The organism is Acetitomaculum ruminis DSM 5522 (genome assembly GCF_900112085.1).
In the GTDB taxonomy this organism is placed as follows: domain Bacteria; phylum Bacillota; class Clostridia; order Lachnospirales; family Lachnospiraceae; genus Acetitomaculum; species Acetitomaculum ruminis.
Genome location: NZ_FOJY01000017.1, coordinates 62,768 through 79,795 on the forward strand (window position 1 = coordinate 62,768; position 17,028 = coordinate 79,795).

Genomic DNA, 17,028 nt, shown 5'->3' on the forward strand with positions numbered 1-17,028 from the left:
TTTCCTTTTATTTTTGAAACCTAAAGCAGGCAGTTCATGGCTATGCCTGTTGGCGTAACCAAAAACGGATTCTTTGGCTTAACTGTATGTATTCCTGTTTCTTTTTCGATAATACCCTCGATTCCTGTCAGACAACTGGTTCCGCCACACAGATATATTGTGTCGGTGTTGGACGGATCAATATATTTTTTTACGATACTGGCCATTTTTTGAGCTACAGGTCTGACTACAGGAAGGATTTCATTGTGTCTTTTATAATCCTGTTTTATTTTTTCCGCTTCTTCAAAAGATATTCCGTAATTTCCTGCTAATACCAATGATAAATGAGTACCTCCCGTTGGTTCATCCTCTGTTTGTACTACTTTTCCTCCATTTAAAATTGCCAGTCCTGTTGTTCCGCCTCCAATATCTACTATTACACCATCATCTATTTTGTATATAGCGTTGGCACAGCTTGGCTCATCCAAAACATTGGTTACTTCAAAACCTGCTCCTTCTGCTACATACTGGTGTGTCTTAACACTGCCTTCTGTACCTGAGGGCATTGCTATGGCACATTTATATAGCTCTACGCCAAGCCTTTGTTCTAATTTTTCCTTCAGACTTTTAACTATTTTAAGAGCGCCTGTGTAGTCTACCACTACGCCATCTCTAAGTACATTGGCTGCCTGTTTTTCGCAGGCTATGGGATTATCATCTTTATCAAGGACAACTATTACTATGTAAGCTGTACCTAAATCAACCCCACATTTTAATTCTCCCTGCGGTTTAAGGAGTACTTCTTTTTCTGAACGCTCTACCCGCTCCATTAATTCTTCAACCCGTTGCCTGTCCATTTAATCACCTTAATTCTCTTTTTTTATTATTTTTCCGAGAGTATATCCTTTCACAAAGGCTGCATTAGCCTCGTCAAAATCAACATGCATCCTGAATCTGAACATGTCACTGACCCTGATTATTACATCACTAAAGACTACCGGACGCTCTGTAAGGATTTCTACATCGACTCTTTCCTTGTCCTTTATATTCAGTCTTTGTGCAACTTCAGGCGGAACATGCACATGATTGTGGGCAATTATTGCCCCGTTTTCTACCTCCAATGTGCCTGCCGGACCTATTATGGTTATGGCTGCTGCGCCTTCTAAATCACCTGATTCTCTTAAAGGTGCATCAACTCCCAAAGCCACGGCATCACTTTTTGAAATTTCTACCTGAGTGGCGTTTCGTACCGGTCCAAGTACTGCAACATTTTCCATCTGTCTTTTTGGCCCTTTTATTGTTACTCGTTCGTTTGATAAAAACTGTCCAATCTGGGATAAGGGACGCTTTTCATTTAAAACTGCCCCTTTCCCGAATAAAACCTCCACTGCCTTTTGTGACAGATGAACATGTCGTGCCGAAACTTCGACTTCCACCAGTCCAAGACCTACGATTGTATCCGCTACTTTCTCAACTATCTGATCCATCCGTCCTCCTTATGCTAAAAAGCAAATCTTAATCTTTGCCATACTCTCCCGCCATATGTTTACACATTATTATATGCATGGCACTGGACATCCGATTCAGTTCTTCTACAATATCCGGCCTTTCACACTTTACTCCTTTGCTAAAGGCCGTTACTGCTGCCACCTCGGTTTCTCTTACCTTGGTTCTTAAGAAATTTATTATTGCATAGGTTTTCCCTAAGGTATAACTTGGTAAAATCATTTGCTCTATATTGTAAAATTTCTGTGGATTATGGGAATGTTCCCTTAATTCAGCATGGTTTAAGCCTATCATGTAGTCTCTTCTATAAGGCAGATTAAGAACATCGCATCTCATCATTTCTCTTAAACTGTTTAAAATATCTTCAAGATCATCGATTAGACCCTGTGATGCCCCGTCCTCTTTTAACACTGTCTGTTTTAATACAAACTCTGCTTCTAAGGCGTCTAATCTGCCTCTGAAATAGATTCTTTCATGATTTTTTGTTACAAGCATATTTCCATAAAGCTGGGTCATATGCTCAGGCTTATCATAGTAGAAGGCACCTGATTCATAATCTTTGTATTTTGGCTTTTTCATCATGTCAAGATTTTCAGGAGACTGTTTTGGTTTTGAATCTGACTCTTTAACAGCCTCTGAAACTTCTTTACTTTCTTTTTTAGAGTTTTTAAGTTCTTTTTGAGTTATTATTTTTATTTTTAGTTGCTGGAGGTATTCCCTGCCTGCGGGAGAAAGTATTTTTCCTTCCGGAATTACGTAAGTTTCCGGTTTTAAAGCTCTTAGTTCATCACGCAATATTGCTTCAGTTATTACTTTCATGACCTAAAAAATCACCTCCTTACAATTAATCGCTAAATTCTTAATTTGAAGTATTCAGCTTTGGAAGGATGAATTCTACTTCTTCATGAGGTCTTGGGATTACATGTACGCTTATTAATTCTCCTACGCGTTCAGCAGCAGCAGAACCTGCATCAGTAGCCGCTTTAACTGCCCCTACATCACCTCTTACCATAACGGTAACAAGTCCGCCTCCAACATGCTCTTTTCCGATAAGAGTAACGTTAGCAGCCTTTACCATTGCATCCGCAGCCTCTATAGAAGCTACGAGTCCCTTAGTTTCTATCATTCCCAGTGCTTGTTGTGTTGCCATATTTTTTCCTCCTTAATTCTTAAGCTTTAAGCCTTTTAATTATTTCCTCTACAAGTGCCTCTACATCTATATTATCGATAGATACCCTTGGTTTACATATACTGCCGTCGCAATCCGGCATATCATTTTTAATGTCTTCAATTTCACATCTTCCCCTTGCAACATATCTGATATTTAATAACTGCATAGGTCCAACATTTTCTGAAGTAGCACTTCCTCCTACAGCTCCACAGCCTAATGTAAGAGCAGGCATTAATTTTGTGGAAGCACCTATTCCTCCCAAAGTACTTGGTGTATTTACGATTATCCTTGATGCAGGTACTCTTTTTGCAAAGTAATCAACCATCTTTTCGTCTTTTGTATGCATTGAAAAGGTGTGTCCTGCACCTTCATAATGAAGAATATCCTGAACAAACTTGCAAACCTCTACATAACTTGGTGCTGTATAAAAAGCAAGAATCGGTGCCAGTTTTTCATTTGAGTAAGGATGTCCTCTTCCTATTCCATCTTCTTTTGCAACTAAAACTCTTGCACCTTTTGGCACATCTATTCCGGCAAGTTCTGCTATTACAGCCACATCTTTTCCTACTATCATAGGATTCATGGTTCCATTTGCCCTTAAAATAAAGGAACCAAGTTTTTTAACCTGCTCAGGGGTCAAAAAGTATGCTCCCTGTTTTTCCATTTCTGCTCTGATAACCGGTTCCATATCATCGTCACATACAATTGACTGCTCAGAAGCACAAATTGTTCCATTATCAAATGTTTTAGAATCTAAAATTCTTTTTACTGCCAAAGGTATGTCGGCGGTTTTTTCTATGTAGGCAGGGCCGTTTCCAGGACCTACACCAATAGCCGGTGTTCCTGAGGAATAAGCTGCTCTTACCATGGCAGAGCCTCCGGTTGCCAGTATCATTGAAACATCAGGGTGCTTCATTAAATTATCTGTAGCCTGAGCTGTAGGAATGGTGATTACCTGAACAAGGTCTTCATTTCCTCCTACCTCAGATATTGCCTGTCTTATTACCTTTACAGCTTCCACAATACAATTTCTACCATTTGGATGAGGTGAGAAAATTATGGCATTTCCTGCTTTTATTGATATTTCTGACTTATAAAATGCCGTTGAAGTAGGATTTGTGGAAGGAACAAGTCCTGCAATAACCCCCACCGGTACTGCGACTTTGGTAATTCCGTTTTCTTTATCTTCTTCAAGCACCCCTATTGTTTTCATATCTTTTATGTATTCATATACTCCACGGCTTCCGAATACATTTTTTATAACTTTATCTGCTTCGATGCCAAATCCGGTTTCGTCTCTTGCCATCTTTGCAAGTCTTTTTGCATTTCTTACTCCGGCATCAGCTATGGATTTTACAATGGCATCTACTTTTTCCTGGTCCATCATGGCAAGTTCTTCCTGGGCTTTTTTAGCCTTTTCCACCAGTTCTCTTACTTCCTGAACCGACAAAAGATCTTTATCGTATAACTGCATCTTTTACCTCTCCTGTCTTTTATGTTGTTCTATAGCATCAATCAGTTCTTCCTTTTTTGCAAAACGAATCTCTTTTTTACTCATGGATTTTATTTTCAGCTGTCTGGCCATGGTTCTAAGCTTTTCAACTGTCATATCCTGCAGCGAATTTTTAAATTCATCATTATCATTGGTAAGATCCGGCTCTTTTTCCTCCTCTTTTAAACCTTCATTTGTAATTTGTGGGCCGTCATTTATAAAAGGTGGTTTTGGTTCATCTGTTTTTGGCGGTTTTGGTGGGTCTTGCGGTTTTGGTGGATCAGGTGGGGTTGGCCCATGTTGTATATCTTTTTTAAGCATTTTTATAACATCGCCATCCGGTCTTGGTATTACATGTACACTTAATACCTTTCCTACTCTTTCTGCCGCTGCCGAAGATGCATCTACTGCTGCTTTTACAGCCCCCACATCTCCTATTACCAGCACGCTTACTATTCCTCCCTTAACAGATACTGTATCAAGTAAAGATACATTAGCCGCTTTTAATGCACTGTCTAAAGCTTCAACTGCTGCAAGATATCCATATACTTCTATCATCCCTAAAGCCTGCATATTTTACCTCTCTTACCAGTCGAACAACATTTTCTATTCAATCGGGTTATCAGCTACAAATTCTACCGCAGCGGCAAATGCGTCGCATGCAGCCTTGCATGCTGACTGGCTTCCTGTAAGTAACGCACCTCCAAAGTTTGTTTCTGACGGTGGAGCATAAAGTACACACATTGTTACATCTGCTGCCTTTAATGCCGCATCCACTGCATACATTGCCTCTAATGGCGGTGCAATAAGATATGCCAGTGCCTCTCCTTCAGCAATACCTGCTCCTTCTGATAAATATGAGCCTGTACGGGAAATACAGTGAGCATAGTAAACTATGTCATCATCATCATTTGCTGATACGAAGTGAGCCACATTTTCTATCATGTCAACGCAAGCCTCAAGTCCGCTTTTTACTTCAGCCGGATTTGGACCTGCAAGTATTCCTATAATTTCACCTGCAAGCTTTGTGTTAGCATTATCAGCACCACCATAAAAACTCTTTGCATATACAACCTTTACATCTGCTTTCTTGGTTGCTTCATCAAGGGCTGTGTAAGTAACATCATCGCAATCTGCGGTTATTAATGCCAATGACCTTTGATCTGGGGTCAAATTTAATTCCTTTGCCATTCCCGGTGCTACATTTGGAATTATTTTGGTTGAAAGAACCTTGGCTGGAATTGGATCTCGTTTCATATTGTCTGCCTCCTTATTCTTACAGTTTCAAATCAGTTCCACTTGCCTTGTTATCAAGTATCTTTTTAATAATATCCGCAATATGTGCTCCCGCTTCTGCAGGGTTTGTGCCTTCTTTATGAATATTTGAAAGTACGGTTCTTCTTGCTTCCGGCATACCTACCGTTGCCTTATAGGCAATATAGGCTGACATGGAGGTTGCTGTAATAAGTCCCGGTCTTTCTCCTATAAGTACACAAACAACATCACATTTTGTAATTTCACTTATCTGGTCTTCTACTCCCACACGACCATATTTTACGAAAAATGGTGTTCCGTAATCTATGCCGTAGCTTTTAAGACCCTGCTCTAAAGCTGGAAGAACGTCACCTACATTGGCTGCAATAGCTGCTGAACTAAGTCCGTCAGATACATAAATCTGAACTGTAGGATTCATTTTGCATTTTTCCTTTATTGTAGCAACTGCTTCTTCACTTAGTTTTCTTCCAAGGTCAGGTCTTGTAAGATAGGTATCCTTGCTGTCACACATGGTCTGAACTGTAAATAGTCCCATATTATCTACAAAATCCTGGTCTACATCAGAAAATACCGCATCCTGAGCAGCTGAGTGAGCAGCTCTGAATTGTAATTGCGGGTCAGTTTTATATCTTGCTCCTGCTTTTCCTATTCCAAGACGGCATGGGGCAAATTGCTTTAAATCATAAAATGCTTCACCATTTACAGGATTCTCCACCAGATACTGTTTTTGAAGGCTGACAGCAGCCACATCATCCCAGCATCCGTCCTCAACTACATTTTTTGAAGGATCCGGAACAAATTTTCCTTTAGTTGTTTCCTCGTTTGGCGGGGCACTTTCACTATTTGTTTTTATTTCTTCAGAAGGTCTTTGATCACTACCTCCGGAAAGGTTCATCTCATTAAGCACCTGCGCAATAATGTTCTTTAAATCATTTTCACTAACCACAATACGCACCTCCTATTTGCTTAAGAATACTGAAGCATCACCTGCAAGAGGCGTAAGCTTTCCGTTTTCTGAAAATCCCATCTTTTCAAGCCATTCATCAAATTCCTTAATTGGACGAAGTCCAAAGGCTTCTCTAAGACTTGCAGCTTCATGATAACCTGTACACTGATACATAAGCATACAGTCATCACCTTCAGGAACTCCCATTATGTAGTTACATCCTGCTGCAACTAAAAGAGTTGCAAGGTTTTCTATATCATTTTGGTCTGCCTTCATATGGTTTGTATAACAAGCATCACAGCCCATTGGTATACCTGTAAGTTTACCCATAAAATGATCTTCAAGACCTGCTCTTATTACCTGTTTGGAATCATAAAGATATTCAGGTCCGATAAATCCTACTACGGTATTTACAAGGAATGGTTCGTATTTCTTTGCAAATCCATAACAACGAGCCTCCATTGTAACCTGATCCCAGCCGTTATGAGCCTCACTTGAAAGCTCAGAACCCTGTCCGGTTTCAAAATACATTACATTAGGGCCTGTAGATGTGGCATTGTGAAGCATTGCATCACGACCTTCGTCAAGCATGGTAGCCGTAAGACCAAAAGCTTCATTTCCCTTTTGTGAACCGGCAATAGACTGGAACATCAAGTCTATCGGGGCATTTAATCTGTTCATTGCCTCCATCTGGGTGGTTACATGGGCAAGTACACAAATCTGTGTAGGTATTTCCCATTTATTTTTAAATTCATCAAAGCTGCTTAATATCCTTGCTACACTTTCCACTGAATCATCAACAGGGTTTAAGCCAAGTACCGCATCACCACAGCCTAAACTGAAACCTTCCATAACAGATGCCATGATTCCTTTAGGATCATCTGTTGTATGGTTTGGCTGAAGTCTTGATGAAAAGGTTCCAGGTAATCCAATAGTGGTATTACAATGAGCGGAAACTCTGATTTTCTTAGCTGCATAAATCAAATCCAGATTACTCATTAATTTACATACAGCCGCAACCATTTCACTTGTAAGACCTCTTGATGCCCTTTTAATCATGTCAGTTGTAGTCTCAGTATCAAGTAACCATTCACGAAATTCTGCTACAGTCATTCTCTTTATGCCGTCATAGATTTTTTCATTTACGGCATCTTGAATAATTCTTGTGACTTCATCTTCTTCGTAAGGTACAGCAGGATTATTTCTTAAATCCTCAAGAGTAATGTGGGATAAAACAACCTTTGCCGCTACCCTTTCTTCTGCTGACTCTGCTGCTATACCAGCAAGTCTGTCACCTGATTTTTCCTCATTTGCTTTGGCCATGACTTCACGAAGAGACTTGAATTCGTAAACCTTGCCAAAAAGCTTTGTCTTTAGAATCAAATCATTCACCTCTTTTTCTTTAATACCAATTAGCGGTTAAATATCAAAGTTTTGGTAACTACCGGAACAACCCGGCCTTCGGAGAGGGGCTCTCCTATATCGATGTAATCTCCGTCAGAAGCGTAGATACAATCAATACAAATGACTTCTTTTTTCCTTTCAAGCTTGACATTTAAAGCATTTCCCAAAGCTTTTGCTATGTCATTTTCCACAAGTACAATAAGCGGATAGGCTCCTTTTATTATTTCATCTCCCGCCTTTATCAAAATATCCGCCAACTCTTGTATTTCTTTAAAACCTGTATGAAACTCTCCGGAAAAAGCTATTGCCACCTGTTCTAATTCCCCTTCAGGCTTGTAAAGCTCAATTTTTGAAGTTATGGCTTTTTCAAACGCCCCGGCATTCATTTCTTCATCCCGGCCGACTTTTAATACCGGAATATTTTTTATGGGCAGTTTCTTTCTGTCATAACTTATTGTGCTTCCGCTTACATTAGTGGTATGGCTGCCTGCCCCCACTACTGTCGCCCTTATTGTCTCCTTTGCCACATAGGTCTTTAAGTTACTCAAAACCGAATGCCTTTTCACAGCCCGTCCTAGCAGAACGCCTATATCCCCATACATAAAGGTTTCTTTATTTTCTGGGCTATAAATACAATCTGCCACTCCCCCTGAATAGGTGATAGCCTGTATCTTAGGCTCATCAGGAAGTGGTTTTCCGTCATTCGTGTACAACTTTCTGTGAAAATCATCTGGTTTACTAAAGTGGAGCGCCATAGCAAGCTGGTCCGCCATTAAATCACATACCTTTGATAAAACAGCTTCATCAGCCCTATCTCCTACATTTATGGATATTCCATGATTATTTGCTAATTCTTTTATTGACGGAAAAATATACGAAATTTTATTATTTTCGATTTTAATTAGCCTTCCCCCTATATCAAGGCAGCAAACTCCCTTTAAGATTCCCTTGTAAAAGAAGGCTATATTACTCGTCCCCCCTCCTATGTCCACATTTGCAACAACTTCTCTGTTTTCTTCAGATAAAACATCTGCTCCTGCTCCTTTAGCTGACAGAACAGATTCAAGATCAGGTCCGGCTGTGGCAACCACAAAATCACCTGCCATGTTACTAAGAGAACTAAGGACCACATCAGCATTTTCTTTCCTTGCAGTTTCTCCGGTAATTATTACAGCACCGGTTTTAAGGTCTGAAGGGCTGATACCTGCTCTTTTATATTCATCTATAATTATTCCTGCGACCTTTTCACTGTCTATTTCCCTTTGGGATTTAAGGGGGGTAAAATATATATTGCTCCTGTAAATGACTTCTTTGTCAATTATGCTTACCCTTGGAACATTATAACTGCTTGCAAGATTTTCAATGGTAATCCTGCTGAATATAAGCTGTGTAGTAGATGTACCGATGTCTATACCGGCACTTAGAATAGTCTCCTGCAAAACACCCCGCCTCCTATTTCTCACTAAATTTTTCTAAAAAGTCCATTAATTCTTCAAATCCGCTGCCAGTATAACTACTGGTTACAAATACCTCTTTGGCCCCTGCCATCTTTAAGCATTTTTCACAATATTCAATTTTTCTTTCATCAGCCAAATCACTTTTTGTTACTATGCCTATACAAGGTTTTGCAAAGGTGGATGAATAACCCGGAGGAAACATTGTCCCCTCCTCATCGGCTTCCTGTACTAAAACTATTAAATCTGCTTCCACCGCAGTAACAGTCAAAGCACCTCTTAAACTTCCCCTTTCAAGATACTCTCCGGGAGTATCAATAACAAAATCATTAAAAATCTGTATTGTCTGTGTCTTATGGTATTTGAGCTCTTTATTATCCATATATTGACACAGGGTAGTTTTTCCTGACATCGATCTTCCTATAAGAATAATGCGTTTTTTCTTTTTTTCATCCATAACTTACGACCTCGTTATCTGAGTTCTCGCAAACCCCATTTCATCACAAAGTACTGCCATTACATCATTAAGTGCAGCCTCTACCGCAGCCACATCTCCGGTTATTATTAATGAGCCGTTGAATCTGTCAACAAAACCTATACTGACGCTTGCCGCCTTACTTGCCACATCTGCCGCAATAATAGCCGCCTCACTAGGGGTAATTGTAAAAATACCTATAGAACCCTTACCGTCAATGAGTCCCATTTTGTTGTAAAGATCATTTACAGGATGGGGAATTACGTGAGCCAGTGTAACCTGCTTACCAGGTACAAACTCCTGTATAATCCTTTCTTTTCCACCGTCTAGCATAGACATACATCACCCTCCTTTTATTACAGAAGATGCAAAAAAAAACGCAGCCTAGAAAACATTTCTTAAAAAAAGAAATATGTGTATTCTAAAGCTGCATCGCTAAGAGAAAGTAACCTGCTGCGTCGCAGGTACTTCAATATTCAATTATATTTGCTATTACTTCCATAGTATAATAGCACAATAAGTTGTCTGATGTCAATCCTATTTTTATATAATATTCTGAATTTTAAATAGTGGTACCATTATATTTTTCCTTTTATTTTTCTTATTAGAATTTTACAGTAAATGTAAAGCGGACATTCTTAAATCCGCTTCGCTACTTCATCATTCTTTTACTAAACCTTTACAAAACCGAATATTAGTTCTATAATAGTCAAAAGAGAATACAGAACAGACTTTCGACTATTTTACTTACAGTTATGAATGTGGTGAATATTATGGATAGAAAGAGAATTGCGGTTGATGTCATCTGCCAGCACTCCAAAGACGGAAGCCTGATACCTATGCGGGTTCGGGTGAAGGATACAGAAGGTGAATATCAAATTTATAATATTAAAGAATATAAAGACCTTTCCCACCAGGGTACTAAGCTTATGCCTGACGGAGTCTTTGTAACCAACAATACCTTTGTTTACGAATGTAAAATCATTGTTTTTGGAGTCAAAAAGCTAATAAGACTTTATTACGAATTAAACAACACCATCTGGCATATGACCTATTAAAAGGCTTCCATAAGATTTTTATGAAAGCCTTTTTTTCTAATAAATTTCACTTTCCAGTTTCTCGTAATAATCAAATAATGAAAGACAGGCATCTCTGTCAATGCAGGATAAAAAATCCTTAAATGCTTCTCGTCCACCGGCAAGATCATCGAATTTTTCATCTCGAAAGCCTATATTTGCAGTATCTTTTATGGTACAGCCATAATAAACCTTTTTTATATTTGCCCAAAGTATGGCATACAGGCACATAGGACAAGGTTCTGCCGTAGTATAAAGAATACAGTTTGAAAGGTCATAGGTATTCAGATTTTTTTCAGCATCTCTTATGGCTACTACTTCCCCGTGGGCGGTGGAATCACAGTTTTTAAGTACCATATTGTGTCCTCTACCCACTATTTTTTCATCTTTAACTATTACACAACCAAAGGGACCCCCATGACCACTATTTATCCCCTCTAGGGCTTCACTAACAGCATCACTCATATAGGGATTTTGAGCTGTGATTTCAATTTTTTCTTCTTTCATTACAATCAGTCCTTATATTAAAATAATATTTTATTTTCTTCCAAAGAAGTCAATAACTCCTCCAAGATTATCACATATGTCATTTATTTCTTCAAGGCGTCTTTCCATGTCTGCCACATCTTTACCTACGGTTTCGGCAGATGAGCATACCTCTTCAGAAGCTGCCGCATTATCCTGGGCAGTCCTTGAAAGGGCATGAACCACCTTTACCAGCTCGCTTTTTACTGTTTGAATAGAATCGGATTTATCATTTATATTATTTAATTTTTCTTCTATATCATTTACGCTGTCTCTCATGGCGTTCATGGCATCCACTACAGCCTTTGCCTTCTTAGTCTGTTCAAGGTTACTTTCTACGAAACTGTCATTGGATTCCTTGATTTTTTTCATTGTTTCCACGATTTCCGTAATAATATTTCCGGTTTGAGCAACGGACTGAGCAGAATTTTCTGCCAGATTTTTTATTTCATCTGCAACAACTGCAAAGCCTTTTCCGTAAGCTCCTGCATGAGCCGCCTCAACAGAAGCATTTAGGGCAAGCAGATTAATCTGAAATGCCAAATCATCAATGGTTTTAACTATGGACTGAGCATTGTCTGTATTTTTCACTCCCTGCTCAATATCCTGGGATATATGCTCAACGATTTCATTATTGTCGCTTATACTTTGATTTAATTCCACCATTGCCCTGGTAGAACCTTTGGCACATTCCGTAATCTTACTTAGGCTGGTTCTGCTGTTATGGATTTCTTCATTAACGGCATCTAAACTGGAAGTAAATTCATCTGTAGATGACATAGCTTCCTGAGTTGCTGCTGCCTGTCCCGTAGCCCCTTGGGCAACACTGTTCATTGCCTTTGCAATTTCCTTGGTTTCTTCGGTAGTTCTGTTGGAAATCTGTTTAATACGCTTTGAAAAATCCACTAACTGATCCTGACCATTTTCTATTTCTCGTATTAATTTATTGGCAAGATTTTTTAATACCTTGTTTGAAATTATAATAATAACAAGAAGGGAAAGAAACATTGAAATCAAAATAGCCGCAAGAAGTTTCATGGTTTCGCTGGTTACCGTGGACTGACTTACTCCCGTAAATGCCATTCCCCAAAACTCATCACCGTTATAAATTGGCTCATAACATACAGTATAGCTGCTTCCTAAAATTTTTACCCCGTTTTGTGTATAGGTTTCCCCTTTTTTAAGAGTGGCATATATGGTGGCATCTGCCGTAGTTCCTGTGGCATAGGAGCCATCCTCTTTTTTGATATTGGTAAGTACCCTTAAATCGTCTTTAAAAATCGTGTGAAATACCGGCACTTCGCTATTATTTACAGTATCAAAAAGCTCAACTGTAATTTCATCATCTCCATGATACAATCTGGCCGTTTTCTCATCATACTTCCATTTGCCTTCACTTTTTTCTATGGTCTCAAGCAAATGTGTAGTGGCAATTTCTGCCATTTTTGTATAGTCGCTCTTAATTGTTCTAATACAGGTGATAACGGCAACACCCCCCACAACAAAAGCCGCAAGAAAAACTGCCGAAATAACCAAAAACTGAATCCATTTCCTAATAGTAAACCGTCTACCCATCCTTTAAGTCTCCATTTCTTTTTTATTTTTACCTACAGCATGTTAAAAAACAAGTCAGGAATATTTCTGCGAGATGCAGCAGGAAATTTAATATTCCTTTAAATCCCAAAAAAGCCGGATAGCCCACCTAAGCAGAAATTTTTTGAATAATATATTAAATTTTTATACGCAATAATACTTATACATTTTAAATTCAAACCCCCCTGTTTGTTATTAATTGCACTTACTTAATAGCCTTTTGCTATCATTTTTAAATATCTTCTATGTAAATAAAGGGAGAACAAAATATTTCATTTATTAAAATATCATGTTCTCCTACACCTTTTTAAATATATCGACATACTTAACAAAAGAGTTGATAAATCCCTTGTATAATAGTATGAAAATTTATTTTTTTAATCTTTGAATAAAGCCTTTAATTTATCAATATCTTTAAGTATTATTTTTCCTCTTTTTAATTCCACAAGATTTTCAAAAGCAAATTGTTTTAGAATTCTGGCAACTACTTCCCTTGCAGTATTTATTTCAAAAGCAATTTCTTCCTGGGTCATTTTTATTTCTTTATTTTTAGTTTTTTTATAATGAGATAGCAAAAAATCTGCTATTCTATGGTCGATTCTTTTGAATAATATCTGCTCCATTACCCGGACAACTGTGGAAAATCTCTCCACTAAAAGCTCGTAGGTCTTTGCCTTAACATGTATATTATTATCTATCAAAAAATCAAGGGTTGCCGATGGGATAACAAATATTTTGGTATCTTTTTGAGCATTTATAACAGTTTCAAAGGTAAGCTTTGCTATGACACAGGATGCAGACATGACACACACCTCATTATCTGAAACATGAAATAAGGTAATCTGTTTTCCTTCTTCAGAAATAATTGAAACCCTTATATCTCCTTTTTCAACAATAATCATTCCCTCACAGGAATTTGAATTTTGTGAGACTAATTCTCCTTTTGAAAAAGATTTCTCTATTAAACTTATCTCTATTCTTTCAATTTCTTCCTTACTTAAATGACTCCAAAAAGGAAGAAGTTTCCTGATATTTTCTGTATTACTCATGTCTTTTTCCTTTGTAAAACAATCTGTCTTTCTTGTGAAATGCTATATTTATTTGTTTTTATTTTTAATTTTGCAGATACCCTGAGTCATGGTTCCCATTGGACAAAAGCTGCACCAGGTTCTTGGTTTGAAAAACACCATTACAATAAGACCTATCAGTGTTGAAGTAAGCATTAAACTATAAAAACCAAAGGAAAACTGGGCTATCCAATCCGGAAGGGTATTTGCCGTATATGCCCATCCCCATGGAAGGTGTATTGTCCAAAATAGTTTAATTACTTCTCGTAAGGACTGAGCGCCACTTGCCACAAGCCAGGTCTGAAAAACCATATTTCCAAACATTGTTAAGAAAAATATTAAAAATCCGTAGCGAAAATATTTGGAGGACATCCATTTAGGGGTATTTCTAAAAGCAGAACACTTTGCCTTTTTTCCAAGCACTGTAAAAAGCTGTCCCCGTCCGCAATATTTATTACAGAAGTTTTTATTTCCGGCTATTATTGCAAAAAGCAAGGGTACAAGAAAATCTATCATTCCAAGCCAGGCAAATAAAATATTAAAAAATCCCAAAGTAAAATACAGTATAGACCAAATCCAAAGATAGTCATACCAATGTTTTTTCTTATTCATCCCTTTTTTTCCTCGCTTTCAATTCAATACTTCCTGCCGGACAGACAGCTTCACATTTCCCGCAGCCAACGCAAATCTCATCATTTATTTGGGCATAACAGCCATTAATAATGGATATGGCATCTTTTTGACATTCCTTTATACAAGCTCCACAGGCAACACAGCACTGTTTATTAACCTGTGCAAATCTTTTAGATTTTACCATTATATCCTCCTGAATTTTTCTACTTAAATGCAAGGCCTGTTATTTTTATTTTTGTAAAGACCTGATATGCAAGACATATTGTTATCAAGCTAATAATATCAAAAACAATTATTTAAATATGTGATTAAGTCACATTTGTAAGTCTTTTTTTATAATCGGAACCGGTAAGATAAATTTTTGACTGTTTATAACTCAAAAAAACTCAAAACTTTGTTAAGAATCCAAAACAAATAAGAAAAAAACTCCCGAAAGCTTTTGCCTTCGGAAGTCTAAATTTAGCCAATAAGCCACTTATTAATCTATTTTTTCCCCAAATGATAATACAATATCCCCTGTATCAGATTGAACTTTTATTCTTTTTCCAGAACCTTCATGGCTGTATTTAGCCGGACTACCATCAATTTTTTCTATGTCCTTACCATTTTCTTTTATAATAATATCTCCTGTATCTGTTTCAAGATTTATTTCACCGGATGATTTAATATCCGATGGGGTCTTGATGGTGATATCTCCTGTATCAGAATTAATATCAATATCTTTATTAAAATTTCCTGATATACAAACACTTCCGGTATCAGAAGTTGCTTTCACCTTTTCTTTAAATTCTCCCGAAAGATTAACATCACCGGTGTCAGAGTCTGCTTCAATTTTGCCATTAAATTTCCCTGAAATAAAAAGATCACCGGTATCGCTTTGAATATCCTGCTTATCTCCGGCTACATTAGTTAGCTGTATATATCCGGTGTCAGTTTCAAACTCTGCTTTTTTATAGGATATTTCCCCCAGCATAATATTTCCCGTATCAACGTCTACTTTAAGGGATTTCATTTCCTTCTTTGGGCAACAAATAAGAATTTCTGTTGCTAAATCATTATCTGAAAAAATTCCAAAAAGCCAATTGTTATCCCTGTTTGAATCAATTTTTAGATGACCTTTATTCAGGCTGATTTTGGGTTCAGGAATACTTTTTTCTCTAATTACAATTACATGATAAACATCTGCTTTGTCTGCCTGAGTAGAATCTAATAATTCATTTTCAGAAAGCCAGGTTGGATTTTTAAAATAATCCTCTGTAACCATATAAACATTTGCGTTTCCTTCAACTTCTATGCTGTCAAAACTATCAAAAGATTCGTCTGTAATTGTCTGCCTTCCAGAGCTTACACTTTTCTTACTGAATTTTCCAAATAGTTTACTACATCCTTTTAAGCCTCCCGTCCCCATAGAAATCACAAGTAAAACTACAAAAATACCCAATAATTTTTTGGAATTTTTATTCATAAACACACTCTCTCCATTTTCTCAAGTTATTTGTAAAGCGGACTTTTTCAAATCCGCTTTGTACATTAAAACTATATTATCCAGTAAAGCGGACATTCGGAATCCGCTTCGCTACTTCCTCATGAACGCAGTGGCACTTTGTGCCACCTGTCAGAATGGGCTTTAACCCCTTCTGACACTAGTAAGCTTATACCCCCGCTTAAAGCTTACGCTTTTGAAGCGGGGGATTGCTTACACTGCGTTTAAATCTTAAACAAATTTTACTGCTGTTCCGTAAGAGATTACCTCGGCTGCTCCCTGCATAATCGCTGATGATGAATATCGTACATTTACAATGGCATCTGCTCCTAGAGCTTCAGCCTCCTTTTCCATACGCTTTGTGGCAAGAGCGCGAGCCTCATTCATCATATCATTATAGGCTACAAGTTCACCCCCTACTAAAGTCTTAAGACCCTGGGTAATATCTCGTCCTATGTTCTTTGACTGAATGGTGCTACCCTTAACTAAACCAAGCATTTCAAGATTTTTTCCGCTAATATAATCAGTATTTACTAAGATCATCCTCTTCTCCTCCATCTATTTCTTTTAGTCTTTGAATACATACGCCAATCATCACCATAGAAAGTAAGAAAGGCGCAACTCCTAGTAGCATTCTGGCGACACCTTTAAATATTGTCATTAAAAAAATAAAGTAAATAAAATAATATAAAACCATGATAATAGTTATTATCACAGGTGCTATCTTTTTCTTTAAATGATTATTCATACAATTTCTCTTATATTTACATTACAGCTATTATAATTATTATTTCCAATTTGACTTGTTTTTGGTAAAGCAATCATTCGTAAAGCGGACATTCGGAATCCGCTTTGCTACTTCCTCATGAACGCAGTGGCACTTTACAAACTGTCAGATTATAATTTATTCTTTTAAGTTTCATTTTCCAGCTTTCCTTTCTTAAACTCC

At 37.6% G+C, this 17,028-nt stretch carries 21 protein-coding genes; 1 reads left to right on the forward strand and 20 read right to left on the reverse strand.

The annotated features are described in order from the left end of the window. Positions 1–20: 20 nt before the first annotated feature. The 12 genes from eutJ to eutS are packed head-to-tail and all read right to left on the reverse strand — an operon-like array spanning position 21 to position 10,041. The gene (eutJ, locus tag BM153_RS10880) at positions 21–836 is read right to left on the reverse strand and encodes an ethanolamine utilization protein EutJ (protein WP_092873680.1); all 816 of its coding nucleotides are present in this window, start codon (positions 834–836) and stop codon (positions 21–23) included. 9 nt (positions 837–845) lie between these two features. After that, a complete protein-coding gene (pduL, locus tag BM153_RS10885) occupies positions 846–1,466 on the reverse strand; it encodes a phosphate propanoyltransferase (protein WP_092873683.1) in 621 nt (206 codons plus the stop codon). 28 nt (positions 1,467–1,494) lie between these two features. Then, positions 1,495–2,304: an ATP-binding protein gene (locus tag BM153_RS10890; protein WP_092873686.1), complete on the reverse strand. Its 810-nt coding sequence runs from the start codon at positions 2,302–2,304 to the stop codon at positions 1,495–1,497. A 40-nt stretch (positions 2,305–2,344) separates the two neighbouring features. Next, positions 2,345–2,635 (reverse strand): ethanolamine utilization microcompartment protein EutM, encoded by a 291-nt coding sequence (gene eutM / locus BM153_RS10895; protein ID WP_092873689.1) that lies wholly within the window; start codon positions 2,633–2,635, stop codon positions 2,345–2,347. Positions 2,636–2,654: 19 nt separating this feature from the next. Continuing rightward, on the reverse strand, positions 2,655–4,130 hold the full coding sequence (locus BM153_RS10900) for an acetaldehyde dehydrogenase (acetylating) (protein WP_092873692.1): 1,476 nt from the start codon (positions 4,128–4,130) through the stop codon (positions 2,655–2,657). A gap of 3 nt (positions 4,131–4,133) precedes the next feature. Next, positions 4,134–4,721, reverse strand: coding sequence for a BMC domain-containing protein (locus BM153_RS14445; RefSeq protein ID WP_092873695.1), 588 nt, complete (start codon positions 4,719–4,721; stop codon positions 4,134–4,136). Between the two features lie 33 nt (positions 4,722–4,754). Then, positions 4,755–5,405 (reverse strand): ethanolamine utilization microcompartment protein EutL, encoded by a 651-nt coding sequence (gene eutL, locus BM153_RS10910; RefSeq protein WP_092873698.1) that lies wholly within the window; start codon positions 5,403–5,405, stop codon positions 4,755–4,757. Positions 5,406–5,424: 19 nt separating this feature from the next. Continuing rightward, positions 5,425–6,369, reverse strand: coding sequence for an ethanolamine ammonia-lyase subunit EutC (eutC, locus tag BM153_RS10915; protein WP_177205647.1), 945 nt, complete (start codon positions 6,367–6,369; stop codon positions 5,425–5,427). A gap of 12 nt (positions 6,370–6,381) precedes the next feature. Continuing rightward, the gene (locus BM153_RS10920; RefSeq protein ID WP_092873702.1) at positions 6,382–7,752 is read right to left on the reverse strand and encodes an ethanolamine ammonia-lyase subunit EutB; all 1,371 of its coding nucleotides are present in this window, start codon (positions 7,750–7,752) and stop codon (positions 6,382–6,384) included. Between the two features lie 29 nt (positions 7,753–7,781). Continuing rightward, a complete protein-coding gene (eutA, locus tag BM153_RS10925) occupies positions 7,782–9,212 on the reverse strand; it encodes an ethanolamine ammonia-lyase reactivating factor EutA (RefSeq protein WP_092873705.1) in 1,431 nt (476 codons plus the stop codon). A gap of 13 nt (positions 9,213–9,225) precedes the next feature. Next, the gene (locus BM153_RS10930) at positions 9,226–9,684 is read right to left on the reverse strand and encodes a EutP/PduV family microcompartment system protein (RefSeq protein WP_092873708.1); all 459 of its coding nucleotides are present in this window, start codon (positions 9,682–9,684) and stop codon (positions 9,226–9,228) included. Positions 9,685–9,687: 3 nt separating this feature from the next. Next, entirely contained in the window at positions 9,688–10,041 is a 354-nt protein-coding gene (eutS, locus tag BM153_RS10935) for an ethanolamine utilization microcompartment protein EutS (protein ID WP_092873711.1), read from the reverse strand. A 434-nt stretch (positions 10,042–10,475) separates the two neighbouring features. Here eutS and BM153_RS10940 point away from each other — a divergent pair, with 434 nt between their 5' ends. Then, positions 10,476–10,760 (forward strand): hypothetical protein, encoded by a 285-nt coding sequence (locus BM153_RS10940; RefSeq protein ID WP_092873714.1) that lies wholly within the window; start codon positions 10,476–10,478, stop codon positions 10,758–10,760. A 36-nt stretch (positions 10,761–10,796) separates the two neighbouring features. On the opposite strand, the gene BM153_RS10945 is transcribed toward BM153_RS10940, so the two are convergent. From BM153_RS10945 to BM153_RS10980, 8 genes are all read right to left on the reverse strand, one after another. Further along, positions 10,797–11,285, reverse strand: a complete 489-nt coding sequence (locus BM153_RS10945) for a nucleoside deaminase (RefSeq protein WP_330392110.1) — start codon at positions 11,283–11,285, stop codon at positions 10,797–10,799. Positions 11,286–11,315: 30 nt separating this feature from the next. After that, the gene (locus BM153_RS10950; protein WP_092873717.1) at positions 11,316–12,878 is read right to left on the reverse strand and encodes a methyl-accepting chemotaxis protein; all 1,563 of its coding nucleotides are present in this window, start codon (positions 12,876–12,878) and stop codon (positions 11,316–11,318) included. 395 nt (positions 12,879–13,273) lie between these two features. Further along, the gene (locus BM153_RS10955) at positions 13,274–13,945 is read right to left on the reverse strand and encodes a Crp/Fnr family transcriptional regulator (RefSeq protein WP_092873720.1); all 672 of its coding nucleotides are present in this window, start codon (positions 13,943–13,945) and stop codon (positions 13,274–13,276) included. 48 nt (positions 13,946–13,993) lie between these two features. Beyond that, a complete protein-coding gene (locus BM153_RS10960) occupies positions 13,994–14,575 on the reverse strand; it encodes a 4Fe-4S binding protein (protein WP_092873723.1) in 582 nt (193 codons plus the stop codon). Beyond that, positions 14,568–14,780 carry a 4Fe-4S binding protein gene (locus BM153_RS10965; protein WP_330392112.1) on the reverse strand — a complete coding sequence of 71 codons (213 nt, stop codon included), beginning with the start codon at positions 14,778–14,780 and terminating at the stop codon, positions 14,568–14,570. The genes BM153_RS10960 and BM153_RS10965 overlap by 8 nt, the downstream gene beginning before the upstream one ends. 294 nt (positions 14,781–15,074) lie before the next feature. Then, on the reverse strand, positions 15,075–16,061 hold the full coding sequence (locus BM153_RS10970; protein WP_092873726.1) for a DUF4097 family beta strand repeat-containing protein: 987 nt from the start codon (positions 16,059–16,061) through the stop codon (positions 15,075–15,077). Between the two features lie 249 nt (positions 16,062–16,310). Then, on the reverse strand, positions 16,311–16,622 hold the full coding sequence (locus BM153_RS10975; RefSeq protein WP_092873729.1) for a YbjQ family protein: 312 nt from the start codon (positions 16,620–16,622) through the stop codon (positions 16,311–16,313). After that, positions 16,603–16,827 (reverse strand): hypothetical protein, encoded by a 225-nt coding sequence (locus BM153_RS10980; protein WP_092873732.1) that lies wholly within the window; start codon positions 16,825–16,827, stop codon positions 16,603–16,605. Before BM153_RS10980 ends, BM153_RS10975 begins: the two co-directional genes overlap by 20 nt. Positions 16,828–17,028 lie beyond the last annotated feature (201 nt).